Genomic DNA, 24404 nt, shown 5'->3' on the forward strand with positions numbered 1-24404 from the left:
GCCTGTCGGCCCGTCGGCTCGTCGGCCGTCGGTCCGTTCGTCCTTCACGGAATCCATGCTGGACCGAACCGGAGAAACCCGCCGAAGCCTGTGGACAAGGGGGCAGTTGTGGACAACTCCGCCACTCGAAGGGGGCGTTTCGCCCCACCTCACCTCGTCTCACCCGACCTCGGCGCCCTCCTCTCGTCTCACCTCACCCGGGCGACACCCGCCCGTGCCGGCCCGAAGCGCGTGCCGCCGAACCGGGCGACCCGGCTCGCCACCCGCGTCGCGCCCGAGGCCGTGACGTACTGCTCGCGCACCTCCCGGTAGCGCATCAGCTCGGCCGCGATCGGGTCGAGCACCCGGGCCCTGCCGCAGGCCGCGGCCGCCTCGCGCAGCTTGCGCTCGGCCTCCTGCCCGTAGCGCCTGGCCGGTCCCCGTACCGCCGCCGCACACGCCCACTCCACCAGCGGACCGCCGACGATCCCCGCGACCATGATCAGGACAGGCGGCCACAGCAGCGGCTCCACGACACCCACGATCTGGCCCACCAGCCACAGCGCGCCGAAGATCTGCAGGAAGGTCATCACCACCTGGGCGAGGACCGCGGCAGGCCACCACGCCGGGCGCGGCGGCCGGGCCGCCGGGTCGCCCATGGTCACCGTCAGCTCGTCCAGCGCCTCCGGCAGCCCGTCCGCCCCGCGCAGCGCCGCCTCCCGCACCGCCTGCGCCCACGGACCCGGCAGCCCGCACGAGGCGTCGTCGGAGACGATCCGTACCGCCTGCTCGACCCGCTGACGTGCGGTCAGCTCGTCCTCGACCGGGCTCTCCAGGCGCGGATCGGTGCTGCCGTGCGTACGGACCCGCTCGTACCAGCGGTAGAGCCGCAGCCACGGCGTCCCGCAGGCGCGGATCGCGTTGCGCCGCCAGACCCGTTCGGCGGCCTCGCCGGCCGCCTGCGCGCCGACCGCGATCGCGAGCCGGTCGGCGAACTCCTCCCGGGCCCGCTCCCCCAGCCCGGGCCGCCCGTCCGCGACGAACACCGGCCGCAGCCGGGCCGTGGCGGCGTCCACGTCGGCGGCGAGGCGGCGCTCGGGCGCGGTGCGCTCCTGGACGAAGCGGCCGAGCAGTTCGCGCAGTTCCGCCACGCCCTCCCCGGTCAGCGCGGACAGGGCGAGCACGGTCGCGCCCGGCTCGCCGTGCTCGCCGAGTGCCATGCCGTCCTCGTCGAGCAGTCGACGCAGGTCGTCGAGGACCAGATCGGCGGCCTCGGTGCCGAGCCGGTCGATCTGGTTGAGGACGACGAAGGTGATCTCGGAGTGCCCGGCGAGCGGCTGCAGATAGCGCTCGTGGAGCGCGGCGTCGGCGTACTTCTCCGGGTCGACCACCCAGATCACCGCGTCGACCAGACCGAGCAGCCGCTCCACCTGCTCGCGGTGGGTGGTGACGGCCGAGTCGTGGTCGGGCAGGTCGATGAGGACGAGACCCTGCAGATCGGCGTCGCCCGCGCCGCCCGCGAGCGGCCTGCGGCGCAGCCGGCCGGGGATGCCGAGCCGGTCCAGCAGGCCCGCGGAGCCCTCGGACCAGCTGAGCGCGATCGGGGCGGCGGTGGTGGGGCGCCGCAGCCCGGTCTCCGATACGGGGACGCCGGCGAGGGCGTTGAAGAGGGCCGACTTTCCGCTGCCGGTGGCCCCGGCGATGGCGACGACGGTGTGCCGGGCCGAGAGCCGCTGTCGCGCGGCGGCCTCGTCGAGCACCCTCCCGGCCTCGGCGAGGGCGTCGTTCTCGACCCGGGTACGGGACAGCCCGACCAGCTCGTGAAGGGCGTCCAGGCGGGTGCGCAGGGCACCGCCGTAGGCGCCGCCCAGGGGCGGGAAGGCGCCGTCGTCGTCATCGTCGTGACCGTCGGCGGGGCCGGCGGAGGAGGGTTCGGTGGACTGCTCGCCCGCGGGGTGGGCGCGCTCGGAGGCGCGGCGGGCGATGAGACCGTCGTCCCAGCGGGCGGCGGCGGGCTCGCGACCGTCGTCCAGGAAGCCGCCCCGGCCGGGGGCGCGGTCGCGGCGCCTTTCCCGGGCCCGGCCGCCGGTGCGGTCCCGGCCATCTTCCCGAGCCCGGTCACGGCCCCGGTCATCTCCGCGAGCCCGGTCGCGGTCCCGGTCGCGGCCTCCCTCCGGGCCCCCGTCCGGGCTCCGGTCCCGGCCCCCGCCGCGCTCCTTCGCGCCGGAAGACCCCCGTACCTCGTCCACAGCGCCTACCGCACCCACCGCACCCACCGTGCTGCGCGCACCAAGGGCGTCGCGCGTACCAGGTGCGTCACCCGCGCCAGGTCCGTCGGGCCCCTCGTGTCGCTCACGTCCCCTCAACCCCTCGGATCCATCGGGTCCCTTGGGTGCCTCGGCCGGGTCAGGTACGTCCACTGGCTCCACGGGCGTCACTTCTCCTTCTGCAGTACGGAGAGCGCGGCGATCAGCTCGGCCTGCGGCTCGGGGGTCACGTCGAGGGCGTCGAGGGGCGCGAGACGCCGGTCGCGTTCGGTGTGCAGGGCGCGGTCGAGGCACGTGGCGACGAGTTCGCCGCCCCGGTCGCGCAGTCGCAGGGCGCCCTGGGCGCCGAGGAGTTCGGCCAGGCGGTCGCCCGCGGCCCGGGTGCGGCGGCCGCCGAGGAGCACCGCGGCGAGGAGTGCGGTGAGGGTCCCGGTGTCGGGTGCCGCGGCGGCGGCCGCGCGCTTGCCGCCCCGGGCGGTGGCCGGGCGCTCCATCTCCCGTACCTCCTCCTCGACCATCTCCTCCAGGACGCGGCGCCAGTGCCGTACGGTCATGGCGATCCGCTCGCCGGCGTCCTTGCCCTCGCCCTTGCTCCGGCCCACGGGTGTGGCGGCCGGGGCGAGTGCGCCCGCGGCGGGCTCGCGGCGCCAGGCGTCCCGTACCCGCTCGTCGGCGGCGGCGACGGCGCACTGCACGAGTGCGGCGAGCGACTCGACGAGGGAGTCGAGGAGTTCGTCGGCGGAGCTGTCGCGGGGATAGCCGCGCCAGCGGGTGCGGGCGTCACCGGCGAGTACGGCGCCGCGGCGGACCTGTTCCCGGACCCGCCGCCCCTGCTCCTCGTACGCGGCCTCGACGGCGCCGCCGAGCCGTACCGCGGCGGCGTACTGGGCCGCGACCGCACCGGCGAGCTCCGGCATGCGGGTGTCGAGCGAGTCGATCACCCCGGCGGCGGTCCGGCCGACTGCCTGCTGGCGGGCGGCGGGGTCCTGGGCGCAGTGGGTGAGCCAGCCGCGCAGCGGGGCGACGGCGTTGTCGGGCAGGAGCCCGCTGCCGCCGCCGGTGGACTCGGGGAGTTCGGGGATGGTGAAGCGGGGCATGTCGCCGAGGCCGGCCTTGTCGAGGAGTGCCTCGTACTGCCGGGAGACCTCGGTGATGACCTGGTGGGGCACGCGGTCGAGGACGGTGACGAGGGTGGCGTTGTACTCCTTGGCGGTACGGAGGAGGTGCCAGGGGACGGCGTCGGCGTAGCGGGACGCGGTGGTGACCAGGATCCAGATGTCGGCGGCGCAGATCAACTCGGCGGCGAGCAGCCGGTTCTCGACGACGAGCGAGTCGATGTCGGGCGCATCGAGGAGGGCCAGCCCGCGGGGCAGGGTGGCGGCGGTCTCGACGCGCAGGGCGTTGTCCTCGGGGGGCTCCTCGGCGGGGTGGTCGTCTTCCTGCTGGGGCAGCCAGACGCGGGTGAGCTGCGGCAGCACGCGCATTCCGGCGAACCAGTGGTGGTCCTCGGGGTGGCAGACCAGGACGGGTGTGCGGGTGGTGGGTCTGAGCACTCCGGCTTCGCTGACGCGGCGCCCCACCAGCGAGTTGACCAGCGTGGACTTCCCGGCCCCGGTGGACCCGCCGACGACCGCGAGCAGCGGCGCGTCGGGATCCTTCAGACGGGGCACGAGGTAGTCGTCGAGCTGGGCGAGCAGCTCGGCCCGGGTCTGCCGGGCACGGAGGGCGCCGGGGAGGGGGAGAGGGAGACGCACGGCGGCGACACGGTCGCGCAGGGCGGAGAGTGCGTCGATCAGCTGAGGCCGTTCGTCCAAGGTCACCACATGCGAAGAATGCCCAATTTTGGAGCCTTTTTGAAGCGTATTGGGGCTCTGCGCGCCGACCGAACGGATGTAGCCGGGGACCCTGGGCATAACGACTGCACAACACCCGGCCCGAGTGGCGCGAAAAGCGCTGCACGAATCGCACCTGCCTGCGATTATCGGACCGCTTCACCGAACCTCCACATCGTGCCACGCAGGTGAAGCAACCGGGCCAGGCCGATGGGACCCCTATCCTTGACCCGATCACCACCGGCCCCCGTAGCTCAGCGGATAGAGCAGGTGCCTTCTAAGCACTTGGCCGCAGGTTCGAGTCCTGCCGGGGGCGCAACACCGGGACCCTCCTTCGGGAGGGTCCTTTTTGCTGGTCAGGGGCGGTTTTCAGTCGGGGTGGGCGGCTCGGGACGGGCAGCCCCGATGGCTTGATCCGGTCGGCTGAATCCGGTCAGAGGCGGCCTCTGGCGGCTGGATTTCCCGAGAACTTCCCGAAGTTTCGGGCCCGCCCGCTGCCCGTCCCGCTCCGGTCCGCGCGCTCTCCGCTGCCGCAGTGTTCCCGCGTGGACGACGGTGAGCTGATGCTCGACGCCGGCGGGCAGGCGGGAGCATGGCACGGGGTGGGGAGAGGCGAGCGAGACTGCGAAGATCGCGGTCAGATCGTGTGGCGTGCTGCCGCTGAAGGTCGCGCACCTCGGCAGCCGGAGAGCCGAGCGCGCCGGGGAGCGCGTTCGGACATCTCGGAGAGGCGGGAGGCGACCCGGTCACCGAGGACCTGGCGCAGATGCCTGGACCGGTTCCGCGAGCCGGTCGCGGCTCCGCGCGCTGGGGTGTCGAGGCCGGTCACTAGCCGCAGCAGCCGCCCGTCGACTGCTCGTCGACGACCGGCAGGGCGGCGGCCGGTGCGCCGAGCTGGACGAGCTGCGGGGCGGGGGCGCAGCAGCCGCCGGAGTCGTTGGACTGGGCCTCGGGGTCGTCGAAGAGGCCGGAGCCGCCGCAGACCCCGGTCTCGGGGAGGGTGAGTTCGACGCGGTCGGCGGCGTCGAGGTCGCCGGCGATGGCGGCGGCGACGGAGCGGACCTGCTCATAGCCGGTCATCGCCAGGAACGTGGGTGCCCGGCCGTAGGACTTCATGCCGACGAGGTAGACGCCCTCCTCGGGGTGGGCGAGCTCGCGGTGGCCGTGCGGGTAGACGGTGCCGCAGGAGTGCTGGTTGGGGTCGATCAGCGGGGCGAGGGCGACCGGGGCCTGCAGCCGCTCGTCGAGCCCGAGGCGCAGCTCGTCGAGGAAGGAGAGGTCGGGGCGCAGGCCGGTGAGGACGATCACCTCGTCGACCGGGTCGAGTCGGCGTCCGTCCTCCGCCACGAGCACCAGCCTGTCCCCGTCGCGCTCGAATTCCTGTGCACGGAACCCGGCGACCGCGTCGGCGTGGCCCTCGTCGACCGCGGCCTTCGCGGCGAGGCCGAGCGCACCGCGGGCGGGGAGCTGGTCGGCGCTGCCGCCGCCGAAGGTGGAGCCGGAGATGCCGCGGCGCAGGATCCAGGTGGAGTGTGTACCAGTGCCGTCCTCGGACTTCGCCAGGTCGGCGAGGGAGGCCAGGGCGGTGAAGGCGGAGGCGCCGGAGCCGATGACGGCGGTGCGCTTCCCCGCGTAACGGACCCGTACGGCAGGGTCGTTCAGATCCGGCACCCGGTAAGAGATACGGTCGGCCGCCGAGCGCTCTCCGAGGGCCGGGAGGCCGTCGCCGCCGGCCGGGCTCGGGACGGCCCACGTCCCGGAGGCGTCGACGACGGCACGGGCAAGGACGCGCCCCTCGCGGCCGTCGGCGTACGTGACGTGGACGGTGAAGGGCTGGGTCTCGCGGCCGGCGTCGACGATCCGGTCGCGGCCTGCGCGCGAGACGCCGGTGACCTTGGCGCCGAGTCGCACCTTGCCGCCGAGGACGTCGGCGAGCGGCTGGAGGTACTGCTCCGCCCAGTCACCACCCGTCGGGTACGTCTTCGCCTCGGGCTTCACCCAGCCGGTGGGGGCGAGGAGCTTCTCGGCCGCCGGGTCGGTGAGTTCGCTCCAGGTGGAGAAGAGCCGCACGTGCGCCCACTCGCGCACCGCCGCCCCTGCCGTGGGACCGGCCTCCAGCACCAGTGGTTCGATGTCGCGCTCGACGAGGTGGGCGGCTGCGGCCAGGCCGACAGGGCCCGCGCCGATGATCACGACGGGCAGATCGCTGGTGGACGCGTTCACGATTCGACTCCTCGCTGTTTCGACGTCTATCGATGTCGTTGGGTCAAGAGTCCCATCTGATTCGACAAGCGTCAACATAGGCGTCCGTCTATATCGCGCGGCCTATGAGATTTGTTCGACAAGTGTCAACATAGATGCATGTCGAACACCAAGGTCTTGCCGCTGCTCGAGCCCGAGGCTGCCCCGTGCTGCCCGCCGCTCACCGAACGCCCCCTGTCGGCCGAGGAAGCCGAGCGGACCGCGATGATGTTCAAGGCGCTCGGCGATCCGGTGCGCCTTCGGCTCTTCTCGGCCGTGGCCTCGCACGAGGGCGGCGAGGCGTGCGTGTGCGACATCTCCGACGTCGGCGTTTCGCAGCCGACCGTCTCCCATCACCTGAAGAAACTGAAGGAGGCCGGGCTCCTCTCGTCCGAGCGGCGCGGGACCTGGGTCTTCTACCGTGTCGAGCCCAGTGTGCTCGCAGCCATGGGCCGGCTTCTCGGCCCGGCAACCACTGACGCTTGATCGGCCCGGCCGTCAGTGGCGGCCGGATGATTCCGTCACGGGTATCGACGCCGTGTCGGCACGGGCCGGCGCCGAGGGCAGTGAGACGGCGCTCTCCGTGAACACCTTCTCCGGAGCGGCGCAGTCGGCGCCCCGGACGACCGCCACGTCGCCTTCCGCCAGCAGGACTCGCCGGTGCAGGCGCTGCCGACGCACATCTTCACCCTGCCCCAGGACTCGGGTACCCCGAGGCGATCACCCAGGCAGGGGGCAGCGCTCTGGTCCTGGTCCTGATCACCGCGGTACTTCTCAGCCTGGCGGTGGTCCTGCGCAACCGCTTCGAAGGAGCACGACGCCCGGGGTCTGTTCGGCCTCAGCCCGCCGCTACGAGCTCGGCCTCGCCGGCCGGGTCGGCGTCGCGGAGGGCCGCGAGGTACCGCTCCGCGTCCAGGGCCGCGGCGCAGCCGGAGCCGGCGGCCGTGATGGCCTGCCGGTAGATGTGGTCGACGACGTCGCCGGCGCCGAAGACGCCCGGGAGGCTCGTACGGGTCGTCGGGGCCTGGGTCTTGAGGTAGCCCTCGGCATCGAGTTCGAGCTGGTCGGCGAAGAGCTCGGTGCGCGGGTCGTGACCGATGGCGATGAACAGCCCGGTCGCGTCCAGCTCGCGCGTCTCGCCCGTGATGACGTCCCGCAGGACGACGCCCGACAGCATCCCGTTCGCGTCCTTGATCTCGGCGACCTCGCTGTCGAAGGCGAAGGAGATCTTGTCGTTGGCGAAGGCCCGGTTCTGCATGGCCTTGGAGGCGCGCAGGGTGGACCGGCGGTGGACGACGGTGACCGAGCGGGCGAAGCGGGTGAGGAAGGTCGCTTCCTCCATGGCGGTGTCGCCGCCGCCGACCACGACGATGTCGCGGTCGCGGAAGAAGAACCCGTCGCAGGTGGCGCACCAGGACACACCACGCCCGGACAGCTCGTCCTCCTTGGGGAGCCCGAGCTTGCGGTAGCCGGAGCCGGTCGCGATGATCACCGTCTTCGCGCGGTGGACCGTTCCCTCGGAGTCGGTGAGGAGCTTGATGTCTCCGGTCAGGTCGACGGAGACGATGTCGTCGTCGACCATCTCGGCGCCGAACTTCTCGGCCTGGGCCCGCATGTTGTCCATGAGGTCGGGGCCGTCGATCCCGTCGCGGAAGCCGGGGAAGTTCTCCACCTCGGTGGTCGTGGTGAGCGAACCGCCGACGAATATGGAGCTGCCGAACAGGAGCGGCTTGAGCTGGGCGCGGGCCGCGTAGAGGGCGGCGGTGTAGCCGGCCGGGCCGGACCCGATGATGATGACCTCGCGCACGTCGTCCTGGGCGCTCGTCGGGGTGCTCGTCATGCGACGTCAGCTCTCCTGCTTCTTCGCGTCGATGTCGGCGATGAGGCCTTCGATGAGGCCCTTGATCTCGTCCCGGATGGGCCGGACGGCCTCGACGCCCTGACCAGCCGGGTCGTCGAGCTGCCAGTCGAGGTAGGTCTTGCCGGGGAAGTACGGGCAGGCGTCGCCGCAGCCCATGGTGATGATGTAGTCCGACGCCTGGGCGGCCTCGGTGGTGAGGACCTTGGGCTTCTGGTCGGAGATGTCGATGCCCAGCTCCGCCATGGCGGCCACGGCGGCGGGGTTGACCTGGTCACCGGGGAGCGAGCCGGCGGAACGGACCTCGACCCGGTCGCCCGCCAGGTGACGGAGGAAGCCGGCGGCCATCTGGGAACGCCCTGCGTTGTGGACGCAGACGAACAGCACGGACGCGAGCGGGGTGTCGGACATCGGTTCTTCCTTCGTGGCAGGCAGGGCTCAACCCGGACTGGTATCAGCCCTCACTGATGTGAGAGTATCAGCACATGATGACGTCAGTCGATACTGATCTGATTCGCGTGCTGGGTGATCCCCTGCGCCTCCAGATCGTGACCATGCTGGCCCGCGAGACCCTGTGCACCACACACCTGGTCGAGGAGACGGGAGCGAAGCAGACCAACGTCTCCAACCACCTCAAGGTTCTGCGCGAGGCCGGGGTGGTGGAGACGGAGCCGTGCGGCCGCTTCACGTACTACCGCCTGAGGCCCGAGGTCCTCGAGGCCCTGGCCGGTCAGCTCGCCGACCTGGCCGCCACCGCCCGCGCCAACGCCGACACCAAGAGAGCCTGCCCGTAGGGCCTCTCGCCCCACCTGCCGAGGAGTACCCGCCCGTGACCGCCACCGAGCCCGCTGCGAGTGACGCCATGGCCACCGACCCGTCGCCGCAGCCCGCGCCCGGCGCCACCCCGCCCCGTACCCCGCTCGCCGCCCGCGCCACCGCCGAGCTCGTCGGCACCGCCGCCCTGGTCGCGATCGTCGTCGGGTCCGGCATCCAGGCCACCGACCTCACCGACGACGTGGCACTGCAGCTCCTCGCCAACTCCACCGCCACCGTCTTCGGCCTCGGCGTGCTCATCGCCCTCCTCGGCCCGGTCTCCGGCGCGCACTTCAACCCGGCCGTCAGCCTGGCCGAGTGGTGGACCGCCCGCCGCGGCGGCGCGGGTGTGACGGGGCGCGAGCTCGCCGTCTACGTCCCGTCACAGATCGTCGGCGGGATCCTCGGCGCGATCCTGGCGGACGCGATGTTCGGCGAGCCTCTGGTGAAGTGGTCCACGCACGACCGCTCGGCCGGGAACCTCCTGCTCGGCGAGGTCGTGGCGACCGCCGGCCTGATCCTGCTGATCTTCGGCCTGGCCCGCACGGACCGGCTCCGCTTCGCGCCCGTCGCGGTCGCCTCGTACATCGGCGCCGCGTACTGGTTCACCTCGTCCACGTCCTTCGCGAACCCGGCGGTGACGATCGGGCGCGCCTTCACGGACACCTTCGCGGGCATCGCCCCCGCCTCGCTCCCCGGCTTCGTCGGCATGCAGCTGGTGGGCACGGTGGTCGGCCTGGCTCTCGTCGCGGTCATCTTCGTACGCGGCCGCTCATGAACGCGCCGGTGGACGTGGTGGTCATCGGCGGCGGCCAGGCCGGCCTCGCCGCCGGGTACCACCTGCGCCGCCTCGGCCTGGACTTCGTGATCCTCGACGCCCAGGCCGCGCCGGGCGGCGCCTGGCAGCACACCTGGGACTCCCTCCACCTCTTCTCACCTGCCGCGTACTCGTCCCTCCCGGGCCGGCTCATGCCACCGCAGCCGGGCGAGACGTACCCGGAGGCGGCGCACGTCGTCTCGTACCTGCGCGACTACGAGGAGCGGTACGAGCTCCCGGTCGTCCGCCCGGTCCGGGTGGAGGCGGTCCACCGCGACGGGGAGTTCCTGCGCGTGCAGGGTGACGCCGCTGCGTGGCGGGCCCGGGCGGTCATCAGCGCCACCGGCACGTGGTCACGCCCCTTCATCCCGGCCGTCCCCGGCCGCGAGACCTTCCGGGGCCGGCAACTCCACACGGTGGAGTACCGCAGCCCCGCCGACGTCGCCGGACAGCATGTCGTGGTCGTCGGCGGCGGCAACTCCGGCGCCCAGATCGCCGCCGACCTCGCCTACGACACCGAGCTGACCTGGGTCACCCTGCGCGAACCCCGCTACCTCGCCGACGACATCGACGGCCGCGCCCTCTTCGACCACGCCACCGCCCGCCGCCGCGCCCTCGACGAAGGCCGCACCGACACCGGCGGCGTGGCCTCGCTGGGCGACATCGTCGCCGTCCCGCCCGTACGCGAGGCGCGGGACGCCGGACTCCTCAAGGCCCAGCCGATGTTCACCCGCCTCACGGCGAGCGGGGTCGAGTGGTCCGACGGCATGACCACCGAGGCCGACGCCATCATCTGGTGCACCGGCTTCCGCCCCGCCCTGGCCCACCTGGCCCCCTTGGGCCTGCGCGGCCCCCGAGGCCACATCCCCACCCACGGCACCCAGGCCCTCCGTGAACCCCGCCTCCACCTCCTCGGTTACGGGGACTGGACCGGCCCCGCCTCCGCGACCCTCATCGGGGTCGGCCGCCCGGCCCGCGAAGCCGCCCGGCAGATCGCCGAGCTGCTGCGCTGACAGCGGGAGGCCGGTGGTCGGCCGTACGGCGGCGTTCCAGGGCGCATCCGCGCGGGAATCATCCAGTCCCCGGGGTTCCCCGGCTCTGAACGGGAGCGGCGCGATGGAAGGCAGTCATCCGATGCTCGAGCGGCAGGCCGTCCTCGACGACTACGCCAGGGCCAGGCGCACCTTCCGCGCCCTCCTCGACGAGGCCGGGCCGGCCGACCTCGCGCGCCCGACCGACGGCACCCGGTGGACCAACGGGCAGCTGCTGTGGCACATGCTCTTCGGCTACGTCATCACCCGTGTCCTGCTGGGGCTGACACGCGGCTTCAGCCGGTTGCCCCGGAACGCGAGCAAGGCGTTCGCCCGGGTGCTCGACGCGGGGACGAGGCCCTTCGACGTGATCAACCACCTCGGGCCGTGCGGGGCGGTGAAGGTGTTCGGGCCCCGAAGGACGGGCGCCGCGTTCGACCGGATCACCGGCTCGCTGGAGCGGCGGCTCGCGGCGGAGTCCGAGCGCGACCTGGCACGGGGGATGCACTACCCGGTGCGGTGGGACCCGTTCTTCCAGGACTTCATGACCCTCGCGGACCTCTACCGGTATCCCACTCGGCACTTCGACTTCCACCACCGTCAGCTCACCCTCGGCGAGCGCGACTGAGGCCGGTCAGTCGATGTGGGGGCTGCGGCGTTCGACGAGGACCGTGTCGCGCCAGCGGCCGCGGTGGCGGCCGATGCGCTCGCGGGTGCCGATGACCCGGAAGCCCGCACGGGCGTGGGCAGCGAGGCTGGCCGTGTTCTCGGGGAAGATGCCGGACTGGATCGTCCAGATCCCCGCCGCCTCCGTGGAGTCGACGAGAGCCTTCAACAGCCCGGAGGCGACACCCCGCCCCCGGGCATCGGAGTGCACGTAGACCGAGTGCTCGACGACGCCGGCGTAAGCACACCGGTCGGAAACGGCCGTGGCAGCGACCCAGCCGAGCACTCTGCCGGCGTCACGGTCGAAGGCGACGAACCGGTGCTCGGGCAGCTTGGCCGCGTCGAAGGCCTCCCAGGTCGGAGCTTCGGTCTCGAAGGTGGCGTTGCCCTCGTCGATGCCGGCCTGGTAGATCGCCAGGACCTCGTCGGCGTGCCCAGTGGCCATCGGGACCACGGCGAACTCAGCAGTCACCGGGCGGCTCCTCCCCCATGATGGCCCGGGCCGCGCGCGGGAACACCGACAGGCAGGTGCGGTTCACGGCGTACAGGGTCGAGGTGCCCTGCTTCTCGGGCATGACGAAGCGGACCTCGGTGAGGATCTTCAGGTGGTGGGAGACGGTCGACTGACCGATGTCCACCTGGGCGACGAGCTCGCCCACGGTCATCGGACGGCCGGCCGCGGCCAGGAGGTGCAGGAGCCGTACGCGGGTGGGCTCGCCGAGGGCGCGGAACCAGGTCGCGTACGTGCGGGCCTGCTCTTCGGTGATCGACTCGGGTCTCTTCATCGATCATCGACGATATTCGATGAAGACGGGGCTGGCCAGAGCCGGGGCTCCTGCGAAGATCGCCCGCCATGTCATCGGGTGCCTCCGTGTGCCGCCGCGGGGACGGTCACGCTCAGGGGTTGCGGGGTGGCGGGTACTCCATCGGCACCGCTCCTGGACGAGGTTGGAGCGGGAGACGGCGCAGCACGGCGCTCCCGGCAGACGGCGGCACGATGACCGTCCACACACTGCAGGCGCCGGGCAGCGGCGGCCGGCTGTTCCCGGCGGAGGGCCGGGATACGGCCCTCCGGCGTGCACGGGCCGCGGGACCGGCTGCCGTGGAGGTGGAAGGGGTTGCGGGTGGTGCGGTGCGGTCGGAGGCTGAAGGTGCGGGGTGTCAGGCGTGGCCGGGGCGGTGCGTTCGGGCTCCGGCCCGTACAGAGGGAGGTCGTCGCCATGGGCACCGTCAAGGACATGCTCGCCACCTACCCGGCCGATCTCGGGAACATCGATCAGAACAAGCTCACGCGGTGCATCGAGGCATGCGTCGCCTGCGCCCAGGCGTGTACCGCGTGCGCGGACGCCTGCCTGTCGGAGGGCATGGTCGGTGACCTGACCAAGTGCATCCGTACCGACATGGACTGCGCCGACATCTGCAACGCCACCGCCTCCGTCCTCTCGCGCCACACGGGCTACGACGCCGACATCACCACCGCGCTGCTCAAGGCGTGTGCGGTCGCCTGCAAGGCGTGCGGTGACGAGTGCGCCTCGCACGCGGACATGCACGAGCACTGTCGGCTGTGCGCCGAGGCGTGCCGCTCCTGCGAGGAGGCGTGCAACGACCTGCTGACGGCCATGGCCTGAACCCGGCAGGACGGACGGGGCCTCAGGCCGCCTTGGCGGACGCGTGGTCCTGGGCCGGCGGCCAGTGGGGGTGCAGGACGTCGATGTGGAAGTCGTGCGTGTGGCTCCGGCCCGCGCCCGCCAGGTGCGGGTGGTCCCGGGGCAGTTCGGGGTGGGCGTGCTCCAGCTCGGCGGGGTCCGTCCTCGGCCACAGCCGTACGGCGGCGACGGACCCGGCGAGCGCGATCGCCGTGAGCGCCCCCGCCGCGACGGCCAGGCCCGCGCGGGCGGCGAGCCAGCCCGCCAGCGGGTAGGTCAGGAGCCAGCAGGCGTGGGTGAGGGAGAACCGGGCGGCGAAGGCGGCGGGAAGGTCGGGCGCTCCGGCCGAGCGCCGTACGAGCCGCCCGCCGGGGGTGAGGACCGCCGAGGTCGCCGCCCCGATGAGCAGCCAGGCGACGAGAAGGGCCGTCCACGCCCAGGGGCCCTCCGCCCCCGGCCCCGCCATCCCCGGTCCCATCAACTCCGGTCCCGCCGCCCCCGGCTCCCCCGGCACCGGTCCCGCCGACCCCGGCCCTGTCGTCCCCGGTCCCGCCGCGCCCGAGCCCGCCGTCTCCCGTCCCGCCGCCGCCAGTCCCGTCGCGAAGAGGCCGAGCACCGCGGTCATGACGAAGGCGGCCGGCACCATGAGGGCGCGGTCGCCGACGCGGTCCAGGATCCGGGGCAGCACCAGGGCCACGCTCATGGAGCCCGCCCCGTACGCGCCGAGGGCGAGCGACACGTCACCGGCGGAGCGGCCGAGGGTGTCGCGTACGAGGACGACGGTGTTGACCAGGACCATGGCCCCGACCGCCGCGACCACGAGATCGAGGGCGAGCAGGGCCCGCAGGCGCGGTGTGGCGAGGAAGAGACGCGTCCCGAAGACGGCCTTGGCGTACGCGCCGCCGGTGCGCTCGACCGGCCGCGGCCTGGGCAGCAGTACGGAGACCACGAGGACACCGGACGCGGCGAAGCCCGCGGCGGTGCCGGTGAACAGCCACTCGTACGAGATGAGGGAGAGCAGCGCTGCGGCGAGGGCGGGACTGAAGAGGCTCTCCAGGTCGTAGGCGAGGCGGGAGAGGGACAGCGCCCGGGTGTAGTCGCGCTCCGCGGGGAGGACTTCGGGGATCGTCGCCTGGAAGGTGGGCGTGAACGCGGCGGAGGCGGCCTGCAGCAGGAAGATCAGCACGTACACCTGCCACACCTGGGTGACGAACGGCAGGGCCAGCGCGACGCCGGCGCGGATCAGGTCCATGGTCACCAGCAGCGCCCGGCGGGGCACGCGGTCGGCGAAGGCGCTGATGAGCGGGGCCGTGCCGACGTAGGCGACCATCTTGATCGCCAGGGCCGTGCCGAGGACCGCGGAAGCGTTTCCCCCGGCGAGGTCGTACGCCAGCAGGCTCAGGGCCACGGTCGCGAGGCCGGTGCCGACGAGCGCGACGACCTGGGCGGTGAACAGGTGGCGGTACGTGCGGTTCCCCAGGACGGAGAGCATGCGGCACCCCTCGGTCGGCTACGGGTACCTCTCGGGTTCCTTCCACCGTAACTGACGCGTGCATGGTTGCGCACTTATTGACGCAATGCGGCGGTCCGGTCGTCGCCGGCCGGTCGCACCAGGGGGCTCCCGTTCACGCCGACACGCGAGGGCGTATGGGGGCATCCGGCACGCGTGGGCCTTACGGCGGACGCCATGTCCTTCGTACGGAGGCGAGCGAACGTTTCCGCTGTTCCGGGCGCGACACGGTGCGGGCCAAGATCACCGGGCCCGGCGACTCCGGGACTCCCCCCACCCGTTCTCGGAGGTGTACCCCCGTGGTCCTCGTCATCGTCGTCGCCGTCGTCGCCCTGCTCGCCGGGCTCGCGGCAAACCGGTTCCTGCGGCCGCGGCTGCTCAGCGAGGACGACGGCACGGGCATGGCCGTCAAGGACCTCGTCGGCCCGCTGCTGACGATGACCGTCCTGCTCCTCTCCTTCGTCCTGGTCACCGCCAACGGCTCGTACGGCAAGGCCGAGGTCGCCTCGCGCGGCGAGGCCCGGGCCCTGGACCAGCTCGTGGAGACCGCCGAGTACGCGCCCGGGGCGCAGCGCGGGCGGATCCAGGCCGACGCCATCTGCTACGCCCGCGCCGTCCGGGAGCAGGAGTGGCCCGCCATGGCCGACGGCAAGGGCTCGCCCGCTCCCAGCGTGTGGTCCACCGACTTCCGCCTGACGTTCCGCACCCTGCAGGGCCAGCCGGTCTTCGGCATGCTGGTCGGCGCCGACAACAAGCGCTCCGACGAGCGCGAGGAGCGCCTCACGCAGGCGAGCGCGAGCGTTCCCTGCGCCATCTTCTGGTTCCTGCTCGCCACGCTGTTCATCACGGTGACGGCCCTCGGCATCTGCCTGCCGCGGAAGAACAACCGCGGCCAGCTGATCACCCTGACGGTGATCACCGCCCTCCTGACGACGATGCTGATCATCATCCGGGACGTCGACCGGCCCTTCGGCGGCATCATCGACGTCCAGCCGACCGCCATCACGGAGGCGGAGCGGCAGGCGACGCGCGACTTCCTCGCCCACCACCAGGCCTCCGAGCTGCCGTGCGACGAGGACGGCGACCGCCGCGCCGTCTGAGTGGCAGCCGCGCCGCCCGAGTGGCAGCCGCGCCACCGGAGTGGCGCCGCACCGGCAGGCATGCGGGCAGGCCGCCGTGCGGGCAGGCGGGCAGGGGCGTCGGGGCGGCGCCGTGCGGGCGGGCGTGGAGTCGACGGGAGTGGGCGGGCGTGGGGTCGACGGGAGTGGGCGGAAGCGGGCATTAGACTCGGGCAACGTGGTGGACACCCAGTACGAAGATCTGTTGAGGCACGTGCTCACTTCCGGGACGGCCAAGGCCGACCGGACGGGGACGGGCACCCGAAGCGTGTTCGGGCACCAGCTGCGCTATGACCTCTCCAAGGGGTTTCCGCTGGTCACCACCAAGAAGGTGCACCTCAAGTCGATCATCGTCGAGCTGCTGTGGTTCCTGCGCGGCGACTCCAACGTCGGCTGGCTGCACGAGCACGGCGTCACGATCTGGGACGAGTGGGCCGACGACAAGGGCGACCTCGGGCCGGTCTACGGCGTGCAGTGGCGGTCCTGGCCCGCGCCCGACGGCCGGCACATCGACCAGATCAGCGAGATCCTCGACACCCTGCGCCGCGACCCCGACTCCCGCAGGATGATCGTCTCCGCCTGGAACGTCGCCGAGCTCGACCGCATGGCGCTCGCGCCGTGCCACGCGCTGTTCCAGTTCTACGTCGCCGACGGCAAGCTCTCCTGCCAGCTGTACCAGCGGAGCGCCGACCTGTTCCTCGGCGTGCCGTTCAACATCGCCAGCTACGCCCTGCTGACCCACATGGTGGCGCAGCAGGCCGGTCTCGAGCCGGGCGACTTCATCTGGACCGGCGGCGACTGCCACATCTACGACAACCACGTCGAGCAGGTCGAAGAGCAGCTCTCGCGCACTCCGTACGGGTTCCCCGAGCTGAAGCTCCACCCCGCTGACTCGCTCTTCACGTACGACCGCTCCGACGTGGAGGTGCTGAACTACCAGCACCACCCGGCGATCAAGGCCCAGGTCGCGGTCTGATGGGCATCGAGCCGGACCGCTTCGAGGCGAAGGGCATCGGGGCGAACGACGTCGAGAGGGACGGCTTCCGGCCGGAGGACGTCGCACCGGTCGGCGTCGGGCTGATCTGGGCGCAGGCCCTCGACGGTGTGATCGGCGTCGCCAACACGATTCCGTGGCGACTGCCCGAGGACATGGCGCACTTCAAGGCCACCACGCTCGGCCGCCCCGTGATCATGGGGCGCAAGACCTGGGACTCGCTGCCCGTACGGTTCCGTCCGCTGCCCGGCCGGCGCAACATCGTGGTGACGCGCGATCCCCACTGGGTCGGCGACGGCGCCGAGCGCGCCGGATCCGTCCCGGAGGCGCTCGCGCTCGTGGCTGAGCCCGCGACCGCCGGGACCCCGGCTGCCGCCGAGACCCCGGCTGCCGAAGCTCCGGCCGCCACCGCGCCCGGCGTGTGGGTGATGGGTGGCGGCGAGATCTACCGCGCCGCCCTGCCGTACGCCACGACCGTCTCCGTGACCGAGGTCGACGTGACCGTGGACGGAGACACCTACGCCCCGACCCTGGACGCGGCGACCTGGACGGTCGTCGAAGGCCAGGGCGAGGGCGAGGGCGAAGGGACGGGCAAGGACGAGGACGGGGACGGGGGTCCGGACACGGGCTGGGCCACGTCGACGACCGGGCTGCGCTACCGCATCCGTACCTTCGTCCGGCGCTGAACCCGGGGCGGCCGCCCCACCCCTCGCTCCCTCATGTGCCGTCGGACTCGGCCCCTTCGGGCCCGGCCAGGCCCTCCAGATGCGCGCGCAGCACCTCGGCACAGGTGCGCGGGTCCACGATCGACGGCTGGAGGACACCGCCGAGGCCGAGGCCGTCCAGGAGCGCCGTCAGCCGCTCGGTCTCGACGTCGAGGTCGAGGCCGGGGCGCAGGACGCCCGAGGCCTCGAGCCGGTCCGGCACCCGGCGCACCAGGCTTCTCGTTCCCTCCGCGGCCTGGCGCGACAGGTCACCCAGCGCCGGATCGGTGCGGGCGGCCGTGTCGAAGCCAGGAAGACGGTGACCTCGGCCCTGCGCTCTCGCGCTCGTCAGGTCCGGCCTGGGCGCAGGCGGTCTCGTGGTGCCGGCGCTCGTGGTCTTCGCCGTCGCCCTGCCCGTCAGGAGGAAGGGCAGGCTGAACGACTGAACGACGTGCGCCCGTACGTCGATCCCGCGGTGCGGGCCGGGCCGGGCGCCCGCCGCACGAGAGAAAGTGACCTGCGTCACCTTTCGTCACGGCCGACGGCCGCCCGGTGTCTTGATGCCGAACCCGTGGAGACGGGTTCGGGAGACGAATCCGGACGACGGAGGAGAGAGACACCATGACCGACGACACCAGCGCCGCCGCCCACGCCGCCATCCACGCCGCCGACCGGGCCGGCGCCCGCATCGTCGTGGTCGGCGGCGGGTACGCCGGCGTGATGGCCGCGAACCGGCTCACCCGCCGCGACGACGTGACCGTGACCCTGGTCAACCCGCGCCCCGTGTTCGTCCCGCGGCTCCGGCTGCACCAGCTGGTGGTCGGCAACCATGACGCGGTCGTCGAGTACCGGGACGTCCTCGCCGATCGCGTCCGGCTGGTCGTCGACGGCGTGACGCGGATCGACGCGGCCGCGCGCACCGTCGTCCTCGCGGAGGGCGGCACCCTCGACTACGACCACCTGATCTACGCGGTGGGCAGCGCGAGCGCCGCCCCGCGCGTGCCCGGGGTCGCCGAGTTCGCCCACTCGGTCGCCACCCTCGAGGACGCTCGGCGGCTGCGGTCCGTCGTGGACGCCACGCCCGTCTCTGCGCCGCTCACGGTCGTCGGCGGCGGTCCGACCGGCATCGAGACCGCCGCCGAACTCGCCGAACAGGGCCGCCGGGTGACCCTGGTCTGCGGCGGCGAGCTCGGCCCGTACCTGCACCCCCGGGCCCGGCGTACGGCGGCCAAGCGCCTGGCGCGCCTCGGCGTGACCGTCCTCGGAGCTTCCGGCGCGAACAGCACGGAGAGCACGGAGAGGACCGAGAGCACGAAGGGCAGGGCGAGGACGGAGGGCACGGAGGGCACGGAGGGCAGGGCGAGGACGGAGGGCACGGTGGGCACGGGCGCCACCAAGGTGACGGCCGTGACGCGTGACGCCGTGCACCTCGGCGACGGCCGTATGCTGCCGAGCGCGGTCACCATCTGGACCGCCGGGTTCGGCGTGCCCGATCTCGCGGCCCGCAGCGGACTGAGCACCGACGCGGCCGGGCGCCTGCTCACGGACGAGACCCTGACCTCCTTGGACGACGAGCGCATCGTCGCCGCCGGGGACTCCGCGGCCCCGTCGGACCGCTCGTTCCGGATGAGCGCCTACGCCGCGGGCTGCCTGGGCGCCCATGCCGCCGACACGGTGCTCCACCGCGTCGCCGGCGAGCGGCCCGAGCCCGTCGACCTCTCCTTCTCCGCGATGTGCATCAGCCTGGGCCGCGGCACCGCCGTCTTCCAGCTCGCCCGCAAGGACGACACCGCTCTGCCGCTGTACGTCGGCGGGCGCGCGGGGGCGAAGCTGAAGGAGATGTCCTGCGAGTTCAGCGTCAAGCACCTCTCGAAGGAGGCCCGCGAACCCGGTTCGCACAGCTGGCCCAAGGGAGACAAGCGCGTGCAGTCGGCACGGGCCGAGCGGCAGGGCGGCGGCGGTCACGACCGGAGCGGACGCCTGCCGGTCGCCGTCAAGTCGTAGCCTGGACAGTCGAATTGGCTGCGGAAGCACCCGAACCCGCACCCGAACTCTCGCCCCGCACCCCCCACTCCGCACTCCCCACTACGTACCCGACCTCGACCCCGACCCCGACCCCGACCCCGCAGGACGCGAAGGAGAACGACCGGACATGGACGACCGGACCGGCACGGACGAGGCGACCGCGGCGTTCGTCGCCCATCGCAATCTCCTCTTCACCGTCGCGTACGAGATGCTCGGCTCGGCCGCCGACGCCGAGGACGTCCTCCAGGAGAGCTGGCTGCGCTGGTCGGAGGTCGACCTGGCGCAGGTCACGGACCGGCGCGCGTATCTGGTCCGGATCACCACGCGGCAGGCGCTCAACCGGCTGCGCTCCCTGAAGCGCCGCAGGGAGGCGTACGTCGGCCAGTGGCTGCCCGAGCCGCTGCTCACCGCGCCGGACGTGGCCGAGGACGTCGAGCTGGCCGAGAGCATGTCGATGGCGATGATGCTGGTCCTGGAGACGCTGGCGCCGACGGAACGCGCGGTGTTCGTGCTGCGCGAGGTCTTCGACGTCGGCTACGAGGAGATCGCCGAGGCCCTCGGCAAGACGCCGGCGGCCGTCCGCCAGATCGCGCACCGCGCCCGCCGGCACGTCGACGCCCGCCGCCCGCGCACGACGGTCTCCCCCGACAAGGCCCGGGCGGTGCTGGAGTCGTTCAAGCGTGCGCTCGAAGCCAGGGACCCCCAGGCCTTCCTGGACGTGCTCGCCCCGAACGTGGTGCTCGTGAGCGACGGCGGCGGCGTGAAGCGCGCCGCGCTGCAGCCGGTCGTCGGCGCCGACAGGTTCGTCCGCTTCTATCTCGGCGGCTCCGCGAAGGCGGGCGTCACGGTCACCTGCACGCCGACGACCGTCAACGGAAGCCCGGCGCTCGAACTGCGGGTCGACGGCGAGCTGGACGGCGTCATGGCGGCCCGTGTCGAGGACGGCCGCATCGCCGGCATCTACTTCGTGCGCAATCCCGAGAAGCTGACCCGCGTCGCCGCCGAGACCTCCCTCACCCTGCGGTGAGCGGCTCGGACGCGAGGAACCCGACAAGGCCGTGCGTCGGCTACTCGGGCGGCCATTCGCGTCGGCAACGCGCGTCGGCAACGTGCGTCGGTCGCCGGCGTCCGCAACGCACCCCGGCCGGCCACGCACGCCGGCCACGGACCCTGGCCACTCACACCGGCCACCCACGTCGGCCACCCACGTCGGTCACGCGGCCGGCCGCCTTCGCACGTCAGTCGTGGCAGGGGTGCGTCAGTCGCGCCAGGGGCGCGTCAGTCGTGCCAGGGCTCGCCCGTCACCTGGTGGTCGGCGTGGCTGATGGCCTCCACGACCAGCCGCTTCATGTGGCCGTCCGGCAGCGAGTAGACCACCCGGCGGCCCTCCTTCCGTGACTCCACGAGCCCGCCGAGCCGCAGCTTGGCCAGGTGCTGGCTCACGGCGGGCCGGGCGGCGCCCACCGTCTCCGCGAGCGCGCTGACGTCCGACTCGGCGCGCGACAGCAGCCACACCAGGTGGAGGCGGGTGGGATCGGCGAGCAACGCGAAGACGCGCGCCGCCGCGTCCAGTTCGCGGGCGCCGGGTGTGCGCTGGTGCGCGCCGGTCGCGTCAGGGGTGCCGTCGCGTGAAGCCATGGGTGAATCGTAGGCACATCGGGCCGGGCGGGGACGCGCCGAGGAGAGCCGTCGGGCGGCACGGTCGTCAGGGCCGTCGTGCGGGTAGACACCTGATGTGAACACGACCGTCGCCGCGTACCGTATCGAGCGGCTCCTGGAGGACGGGGTCCGCGGGCAGGTGTATCCGGGGGCCGCGTGGGCCGTCGGTGACGCCGGCGGGAGGCTGGTGGGCGGGGGCGTCGGCGCGCTCGCGCCCGGGGAGCGGCCGATCTGCTCAGGCGACGCGCTGTTCGACCTCGCGAGTCTCACCAAGGTCATCGCCGTATGGCCGGTCGTCGGCACGCTCGTCGAGAGCGGCAAGCTCCTGCTCGACGTGAGGCTCGGCGAGTTCTGGCCGGAGGCCGCCCCGCACCCGCTGGGCGACGTCACCCCGCTCCAGTTGCTCACCCACACCGCCGGGCTGCCGCTGCGCGCCAACCTCCGTGCCCTGTACGGGACGGATCCGCAGGACGTACGGGACGGAGTGCTGCGCGAGCGGCTGCGGCGGCGGCCGGGCGAGGCGGTGGAGTACACCGACCGCGCCGCGCTCGTCCTCGGCTATCTCGCCGAGTTCCTGACCGGCCGCTCCCTGCGCGAGCTGGCCGGGACCCGGGTGTGGGAGCCGCTGGGCATGACGGAGACGCGCTACGGGCCGCTGCCCGCACCGCTGGCCGGGCGGGCGGCGCCGACCGAGTACGACGAGGAGACCGGCACCCATCTGCGGGGCACCGTCCACGACTTCTCCACCCGGCTGCTCGGCGGCGCATGCGGGATCGCCGGAACCTTCTCCACCACCGGCGACCTCGGGCGCTTCCTGCGTCAGGTGCTCGACCCGGTCCGGCCGCCGTTCGGCGCCGACTGGGTGGCCCAGTCGCTGCGCGTACGCACCGGTGAACTCGTCCCGCCGCGCGGCCTGTTCTGGCACCTCGCGCCCGGCACCACGGCACGCGACGACATCTGGGTCCACTACGGCTTCACCGGCACCGGCATGTGGGTCAGCCCCGCGCGCGGACTCTGGGCCGTACTGCTCACCAACAAGCTCTACTTCACCCGCGCGACGGGCCCGGTGACCGCGGTCCGCGACGCCTTCCGCCAGGCCGTGTTCCCGTCACCATGAGCCGCGGTGACGGACGGTGACAAATGTGACCGGATCAAGCCGGAATCGTTGCACGCCGTAAACGATCACGCGGAGGTGCGGCGGTGGGAGAACAGCGGACGGCGTTGATGACAGGGGCGGACATCCGGTCGGGAACGGACATCCGGTCGGGAGCGGATGTCCGGGCGGGAGCGGATGTCCGGTCGCAGGCGGATGTCCGGTCGCAGGCGGATGTCCGACCGGGGACGGACGCTACGGCCGGGGCGAACACCCAGGCAGGGACGGACGCTACGGCCGGGGCGAACACCCAAGCAGGGTCGGGCGATCCGGCCGGGTCGGACACCCAAGCGGAGTCGGCATCCGAGGCCGCCGCGGGGCCCTTCCTCGGCGGCCCCGCGGCCGTACGCCGCGCGGCCGACGAGCTGGCCGGAGGACGCGCGGTACTGCACGGCTTCGCCAACTTCTACGCGCTGACGGCCCGCCCCGACCCGGACGTCGTCGTACGGGTCAACCGGCTGAAGGGCCGCCCTGACGGGCAGACCGGCAGCGTGACCACCGTGCCGTCGCTGGTCCCCGGCCTCTTCGACTGGACCCGGCTGCCCGCCGAACTGCCCCGCAGGCAGGTGTGGTCGCTGATGGAGGAGCTGTACGAGCTCGGTCCGTTCGGCTTCCGGGGACCGGCAGCGGACCGGCTGCCCGGGCATCTGACGGCGGTACGGGATGGGGTGAGGACCGTGCAGGTCATCGCGCCCGGTCGGCTCTGCCCGTCGAACGAGTTCCTGGGCGCGGCCCTCGACCGCATCCAGGCCGGGGAACGGAGGGACCTGTCCGGCGCCGCGAACCACGTCGCGCCCCGCACCGCACCCCCGACCGCGTCCCGCACCGCACCCCCGACCGCGCCCCGCAACGGGCCTCGTCCCCTGCCCCTCACCGAACCCGGTCCCGCGCCCTTCACCGAACCCAGTCCGGCACCCTTCACCAGGCCCCGTCCTCCCGCGCCCGGCACCGCCTCCGGCCGCGCCGGCTTCCTTCTCGTCACCTCGGCGAACCGCTCCCGCGAGCTGCCCCATTGGCGCGGTGACGGCGCCGTCCGCGACTTCGGCCACGAGCCCGGCGTGCGGATCCTGGCGCATCGCGACGACGACGCGGCGCGGCGGCGGTACCCGTTCCACGCGCCCGTGTCGGTGAGCATCGTGTCCTTCCACCGTGCGGCGGGGTGCGGCCGGTCGGGGCTGCCCGCGCTGACGCTGGAGCGTCCCGGCTCCCTGTCGGCCGAGCACCTGCGTTCCGTGGCGGCGAACCACGGCTTCTCGCTGGTGCTCGCCCCGGCTGCCGCCGCCGGTCCGCGACCCGGCCCGCGCGCCTATCTGCCGCCCGTACGCCGGTAGCCGTAGGCGCGCAGGAAGGCCGCCACGCCGCCGCGCAGCAGGCGGTCGGTCTCGGTCTCCGCGAGCGGCAGGACGCCGTAGTGGGAGCGCTGGAGGACGGTGGCCGAGGTGAGGGCCAGGAAGTGGCCGCTCGCCAGCGGGGCGTCGTCGTGCAGGTCGAGGAGGCCGCCGTCGGCGAGCGCGGCGAAGGCGGCGGTGAGCGCGGCGGCGACCGGCCCCGGCCCCGCCTCCTGCCAGGCTTCCCGGACCTCGGCGGGGACGTGGTCGGCCTCGGCGGAGATGTGGCGGACCAGAGCGAAGTGGTCCGGGTACTCGGCGATGAGGTCGGTGAACGCGCGGGCGAGGGCGACCAGGTCGCGTTCGAGCGCGTCGGGGTGGGGCAGCCGCTCGGGGTCCACGAGGGCGTTCAGCCGGGCGAGTTGGGCGTCCCGCACCTGGTTGGACGTCCAGGTGACGACCGTCTGGAAGAGCTGGGCCTTGCCGCCGGGGAAGTGGTTGTAGAGCGTGCGCGTCGAGACGCCGGCCGCGGCGGCCAGCGCGTCGACCGAGGCGCGCGCGTAGCCCTCGCGGCCGAAGGTCGCGCAGGCCGCGCGGACCATCGCGAGCTGTTTCTCCAGTTTGCGGGGCGGGACCTCGCGCCGGGCCCGTTCCATCCAGGCGTCGTTGGTGCTGCTCATGCCTGCACCTTACTCGCGACCACCCACTCAAGTACAACGTGCGTTGCACTTTTAACAACGAGCGTTGTACGTTCCTGGTGTGC

The 24404-nt window shown here is 73.0% G+C and carries 24 protein-coding genes and 1 tRNA gene; 14 read left to right on the top strand and 11 right to left on the bottom strand.

What is annotated here, in order from left to right; all coding sequences use genetic code 11:
• Positions 1-188 precede the first annotated feature (188 nt).
• Together ACFY8W_RS29320 and ACFY8W_RS29325 are read right to left on the bottom strand one after the other, a co-directional pair.
• Complete coding sequence (locus ACFY8W_RS29320) at positions 189-2228, bottom strand: GTPase (protein ID WP_391111498.1); 2040 nt, start codon at positions 2226-2228, stop codon at positions 189-191.
• A gap of 185 nt (positions 2229-2413) precedes the next feature.
• Positions 2414-4060 carry a dynamin family protein gene (locus ACFY8W_RS29325; protein WP_391112208.1) on the bottom strand — a complete coding sequence of 549 codons (1647 nt, stop codon included), beginning with the start codon at positions 4058-4060 and terminating at the stop codon, positions 2414-2416.
• Positions 4061-4321: 261 nt separating this feature from the next.
• Here ACFY8W_RS29325 and ACFY8W_RS29330 point away from each other — a divergent pair.
• Positions 4322-4394 (top strand) — tRNA-Arg (locus tag ACFY8W_RS29330).
• Positions 4395-4906: 512 nt separating this feature from the next.
• Here ACFY8W_RS29330 and ACFY8W_RS29335 read toward each other — a convergent pair.
• Positions 4907-6301: an NAD(P)-binding domain-containing protein gene (locus tag ACFY8W_RS29335; RefSeq protein ID WP_391111501.1), complete on the bottom strand. Its 1395-nt coding sequence runs from the start codon at positions 6299-6301 to the stop codon at positions 4907-4909.
• Positions 6302-6439: 138 nt separating this feature from the next.
• Here ACFY8W_RS29335 and ACFY8W_RS29340 point away from each other — a divergent pair, with 138 nt between their 5' ends.
• On the top strand, positions 6440-6805 hold the full coding sequence (locus ACFY8W_RS29340; protein WP_391111504.1) for a metalloregulator ArsR/SmtB family transcription factor: 366 nt from the start codon (positions 6440-6442) through the stop codon (positions 6803-6805).
• Between the two features lie 352 nt (positions 6806-7157).
• Here the strand turns inward: ACFY8W_RS29340 and trxB are convergent, their stop codons facing one another.
• Entirely contained in the window at positions 7158-8159 is a 1002-nt protein-coding gene (gene trxB, locus ACFY8W_RS29345) for a thioredoxin-disulfide reductase (protein ID WP_391111507.1), read from the bottom strand.
• 6 nt (positions 8160-8165) lie between these two features.
• Complete coding sequence (locus ACFY8W_RS29350; protein WP_391111510.1) at positions 8166-8588, bottom strand: arsenate reductase ArsC; 423 nt, start codon at positions 8586-8588, stop codon at positions 8166-8168.
• Positions 8589-8662: 74 nt separating this feature from the next.
• On the opposite strand from ACFY8W_RS29350, the gene ACFY8W_RS29355 reads away from it, so the two are divergent.
• The 4 genes from ACFY8W_RS29355 (at position 8663) to ACFY8W_RS29370 (ending at position 11466) form a co-directional block, all read left to right on the top strand.
• Positions 8663-8971, top strand: coding sequence for a metalloregulator ArsR/SmtB family transcription factor (locus ACFY8W_RS29355; protein WP_391111513.1), 309 nt, complete (start codon positions 8663-8665; stop codon positions 8969-8971).
• 35 nt (positions 8972-9006) lie between these two features.
• Complete coding sequence (locus ACFY8W_RS29360; RefSeq protein WP_391111516.1) at positions 9007-9768, top strand: aquaporin; 762 nt, start codon at positions 9007-9009, stop codon at positions 9766-9768.
• On the top strand, positions 9765-10820 hold the full coding sequence (locus tag ACFY8W_RS29365) for an ArsO family NAD(P)H-dependent flavin-containing monooxygenase (RefSeq protein WP_391111520.1): 1056 nt from the start codon (positions 9765-9767) through the stop codon (positions 10818-10820). Before ACFY8W_RS29360 ends, ACFY8W_RS29365 begins: the two co-directional genes overlap by 4 nt.
• Before the next feature lie 121 nt (positions 10821-10941).
• Positions 10942-11466: a DinB family protein gene (locus ACFY8W_RS29370; protein WP_391111523.1), complete on the top strand. Its 525-nt coding sequence runs from the start codon at positions 10942-10944 to the stop codon at positions 11464-11466.
• A gap of 6 nt (positions 11467-11472) precedes the next feature.
• On the opposite strand, the gene ACFY8W_RS29375 is transcribed toward ACFY8W_RS29370, so the two are convergent.
• Both ACFY8W_RS29375 and ACFY8W_RS29380 read right to left on the bottom strand, forming a co-directional pair.
• Positions 11473-11949 (bottom strand): GNAT family N-acetyltransferase, encoded by a 477-nt coding sequence (locus tag ACFY8W_RS29375; protein WP_391112211.1) that lies wholly within the window; start codon positions 11947-11949, stop codon positions 11473-11475.
• 16 nt (positions 11950-11965) lie between these two features.
• Positions 11966-12289 carry a metalloregulator ArsR/SmtB family transcription factor gene (locus tag ACFY8W_RS29380; RefSeq protein ID WP_391111526.1) on the bottom strand — a complete coding sequence of 108 codons (324 nt, stop codon included), beginning with the start codon at positions 12287-12289 and terminating at the stop codon, positions 11966-11968.
• 435 nt (positions 12290-12724) lie between these two features.
• On the opposite strand from ACFY8W_RS29380, the gene ACFY8W_RS29385 reads away from it, so the two are divergent.
• The gene (locus ACFY8W_RS29385) at positions 12725-13132 is read left to right on the top strand and encodes a four-helix bundle copper-binding protein (RefSeq protein WP_391111528.1); all 408 of its coding nucleotides are present in this window, start codon (positions 12725-12727) and stop codon (positions 13130-13132) included.
• A 22-nt stretch (positions 13133-13154) separates the two neighbouring features.
• On the opposite strand, the gene ACFY8W_RS29390 is transcribed toward ACFY8W_RS29385, so the two are convergent.
• Entirely contained in the window at positions 13155-14642 is a 1488-nt protein-coding gene (locus ACFY8W_RS29390) for an MFS transporter (protein WP_391111531.1), read from the bottom strand.
• Between the two features lie 317 nt (positions 14643-14959).
• On the opposite strand from ACFY8W_RS29390, the gene ACFY8W_RS29395 reads away from it, so the two are divergent.
• From ACFY8W_RS29395 to ACFY8W_RS29405, 3 genes are all read left to right on the top strand, one after another.
• The gene (locus tag ACFY8W_RS29395) at positions 14960-15760 is read left to right on the top strand and encodes a hypothetical protein (protein WP_391111533.1); all 801 of its coding nucleotides are present in this window, start codon (positions 14960-14962) and stop codon (positions 15758-15760) included.
• Between the two features lie 196 nt (positions 15761-15956).
• Positions 15957-16754 carry a thymidylate synthase gene (locus ACFY8W_RS29400; protein WP_391111536.1) on the top strand — a complete coding sequence of 266 codons (798 nt, stop codon included), beginning with the start codon at positions 15957-15959 and terminating at the stop codon, positions 16752-16754.
• Positions 16754-17458, top strand: a complete 705-nt coding sequence (locus ACFY8W_RS29405; protein WP_391111539.1) for a dihydrofolate reductase — start codon at positions 16754-16756, stop codon at positions 17456-17458. The genes ACFY8W_RS29400 and ACFY8W_RS29405 overlap by 1 nt, the downstream gene beginning before the upstream one ends.
• Before the next feature lie 31 nt (positions 17459-17489).
• Here the strand turns inward: ACFY8W_RS29405 and ACFY8W_RS29410 are convergent, their stop codons facing one another.
• Complete coding sequence (locus ACFY8W_RS29410) at positions 17490-18002, bottom strand: TetR family transcriptional regulator C-terminal domain-containing protein (RefSeq protein WP_391111542.1); 513 nt, start codon at positions 18000-18002, stop codon at positions 17490-17492.
• Between the two features lie 95 nt (positions 18003-18097).
• On the opposite strand from ACFY8W_RS29410, the gene ACFY8W_RS29415 reads away from it, so the two are divergent.
• Together ACFY8W_RS29415 and ACFY8W_RS29420 are read left to right on the top strand one after the other, a co-directional pair.
• Positions 18098-19480 carry an FAD-dependent oxidoreductase gene (locus ACFY8W_RS29415; RefSeq protein WP_391111545.1) on the top strand — a complete coding sequence of 461 codons (1383 nt, stop codon included), beginning with the start codon at positions 18098-18100 and terminating at the stop codon, positions 19478-19480.
• Positions 19481-19628: 148 nt separating this feature from the next.
• A complete protein-coding gene (locus ACFY8W_RS29420; RefSeq protein ID WP_391111547.1) occupies positions 19629-20528 on the top strand; it encodes an RNA polymerase sigma-70 factor in 900 nt (299 codons plus the stop codon).
• Between the two features lie 251 nt (positions 20529-20779).
• Here the strand turns inward: ACFY8W_RS29420 and ACFY8W_RS29425 are convergent, their stop codons facing one another.
• The gene (locus ACFY8W_RS29425) at positions 20780-21139 is read right to left on the bottom strand and encodes a metalloregulator ArsR/SmtB family transcription factor (protein ID WP_391111550.1); all 360 of its coding nucleotides are present in this window, start codon (positions 21137-21139) and stop codon (positions 20780-20782) included.
• A gap of 97 nt (positions 21140-21236) precedes the next feature.
• Here ACFY8W_RS29425 and ACFY8W_RS29430 point away from each other — a divergent pair, with 97 nt between their 5' ends.
• Positions 21237-22277: a serine hydrolase gene (locus ACFY8W_RS29430; protein ID WP_391111553.1), complete on the top strand. Its 1041-nt coding sequence runs from the start codon at positions 21237-21239 to the stop codon at positions 22275-22277.
• A gap of 83 nt (positions 22278-22360) precedes the next feature.
• Entirely contained in the window at positions 22361-23644 is a 1284-nt protein-coding gene (locus ACFY8W_RS29435; protein ID WP_391111556.1) for a hypothetical protein, read from the top strand.
• Here ACFY8W_RS29435 and ACFY8W_RS29440 read toward each other — a convergent pair.
• Positions 23620-24321, bottom strand: a complete 702-nt coding sequence (locus tag ACFY8W_RS29440; RefSeq protein ID WP_391111559.1) for a TetR/AcrR family transcriptional regulator C-terminal domain-containing protein — start codon at positions 24319-24321, stop codon at positions 23620-23622. The two genes, ACFY8W_RS29435 and ACFY8W_RS29440, sit on opposite strands and share 25 nt — an antisense overlap.
• Positions 24322-24404 lie beyond the last annotated feature (83 nt).

Origin of the sequence: Streptomyces sp. NPDC012637 (genome assembly GCF_042954805.1) — a bacterium.
Classification (GTDB): domain Bacteria; phylum Actinomycetota; class Actinomycetes; order Streptomycetales; family Streptomycetaceae; genus Streptomyces.

What these genes read in the sequence shown, in the direction of transcription:
- ACFY8W_RS29340 (WP_391111504.1), top strand. Translation starts at nt 6,440, where the DNA reads ATGTCGAACACCAAGGTCTTGCCGCTGCTCGAGCCCGAGGCTGCCCCG.
- trxB (WP_391111507.1), bottom strand. Translation starts at nt 8,159, where the DNA reads ATGACGAGCACCCCGACGAGCGCCCAGGACGACGTGCGCGAGGTCATC.
- ACFY8W_RS29350 (WP_391111510.1), bottom strand. Translation starts at nt 8,588, where the DNA reads ATGTCCGACACCCCGCTCGCGTCCGTGCTGTTCGTCTGCGTCCACAAC.
- ACFY8W_RS29355 (WP_391111513.1), top strand. Translation starts at nt 8,663, where the DNA reads ATGATGACGTCAGTCGATACTGATCTGATTCGCGTGCTGGGTGATCCC.
- ACFY8W_RS29365 (WP_391111520.1), top strand. Translation starts at nt 9,765, where the DNA reads ATGAACGCGCCGGTGGACGTGGTGGTCATCGGCGGCGGCCAGGCCGGC.
- ACFY8W_RS29370 (WP_391111523.1), top strand. Translation starts at nt 10,942, where the DNA reads ATGCTCGAGCGGCAGGCCGTCCTCGACGACTACGCCAGGGCCAGGCGC.
- ACFY8W_RS29375 (WP_391112211.1), bottom strand. Translation starts at nt 11,949, where the DNA reads ATGGCCACTGGGCACGCCGACGAGGTCCTGGCGATCTACCAGGCCGGC.
- ACFY8W_RS29380 (WP_391111526.1), bottom strand. Translation starts at nt 12,289, where the DNA reads ATGAAGAGACCCGAGTCGATCACCGAAGAGCAGGCCCGCACGTACGCG.
- ACFY8W_RS29385 (WP_391111528.1), top strand. Translation starts at nt 12,725, where the DNA reads ATGGGCACCGTCAAGGACATGCTCGCCACCTACCCGGCCGATCTCGGG.
- ACFY8W_RS29390 (WP_391111531.1), bottom strand. Translation starts at nt 14,642, where the DNA reads ATGCTCTCCGTCCTGGGGAACCGCACGTACCGCCACCTGTTCACCGCC.
- ACFY8W_RS29405 (WP_391111539.1), top strand. Translation starts at nt 16,754, where the DNA reads ATGGGCATCGAGCCGGACCGCTTCGAGGCGAAGGGCATCGGGGCGAAC.
- ACFY8W_RS29415 (WP_391111545.1), top strand. Translation starts at nt 18,098, where the DNA reads ATGACCGACGACACCAGCGCCGCCGCCCACGCCGCCATCCACGCCGCC.
- ACFY8W_RS29420 (WP_391111547.1), top strand. Translation starts at nt 19,629, where the DNA reads ATGGACGACCGGACCGGCACGGACGAGGCGACCGCGGCGTTCGTCGCC.
- ACFY8W_RS29425 (WP_391111550.1), bottom strand. Translation starts at nt 21,139, where the DNA reads ATGGCTTCACGCGACGGCACCCCTGACGCGACCGGCGCGCACCAGCGC.
- ACFY8W_RS29440 (WP_391111559.1), bottom strand. Translation starts at nt 24,321, where the DNA reads ATGAGCAGCACCAACGACGCCTGGATGGAACGGGCCCGGCGCGAGGTC.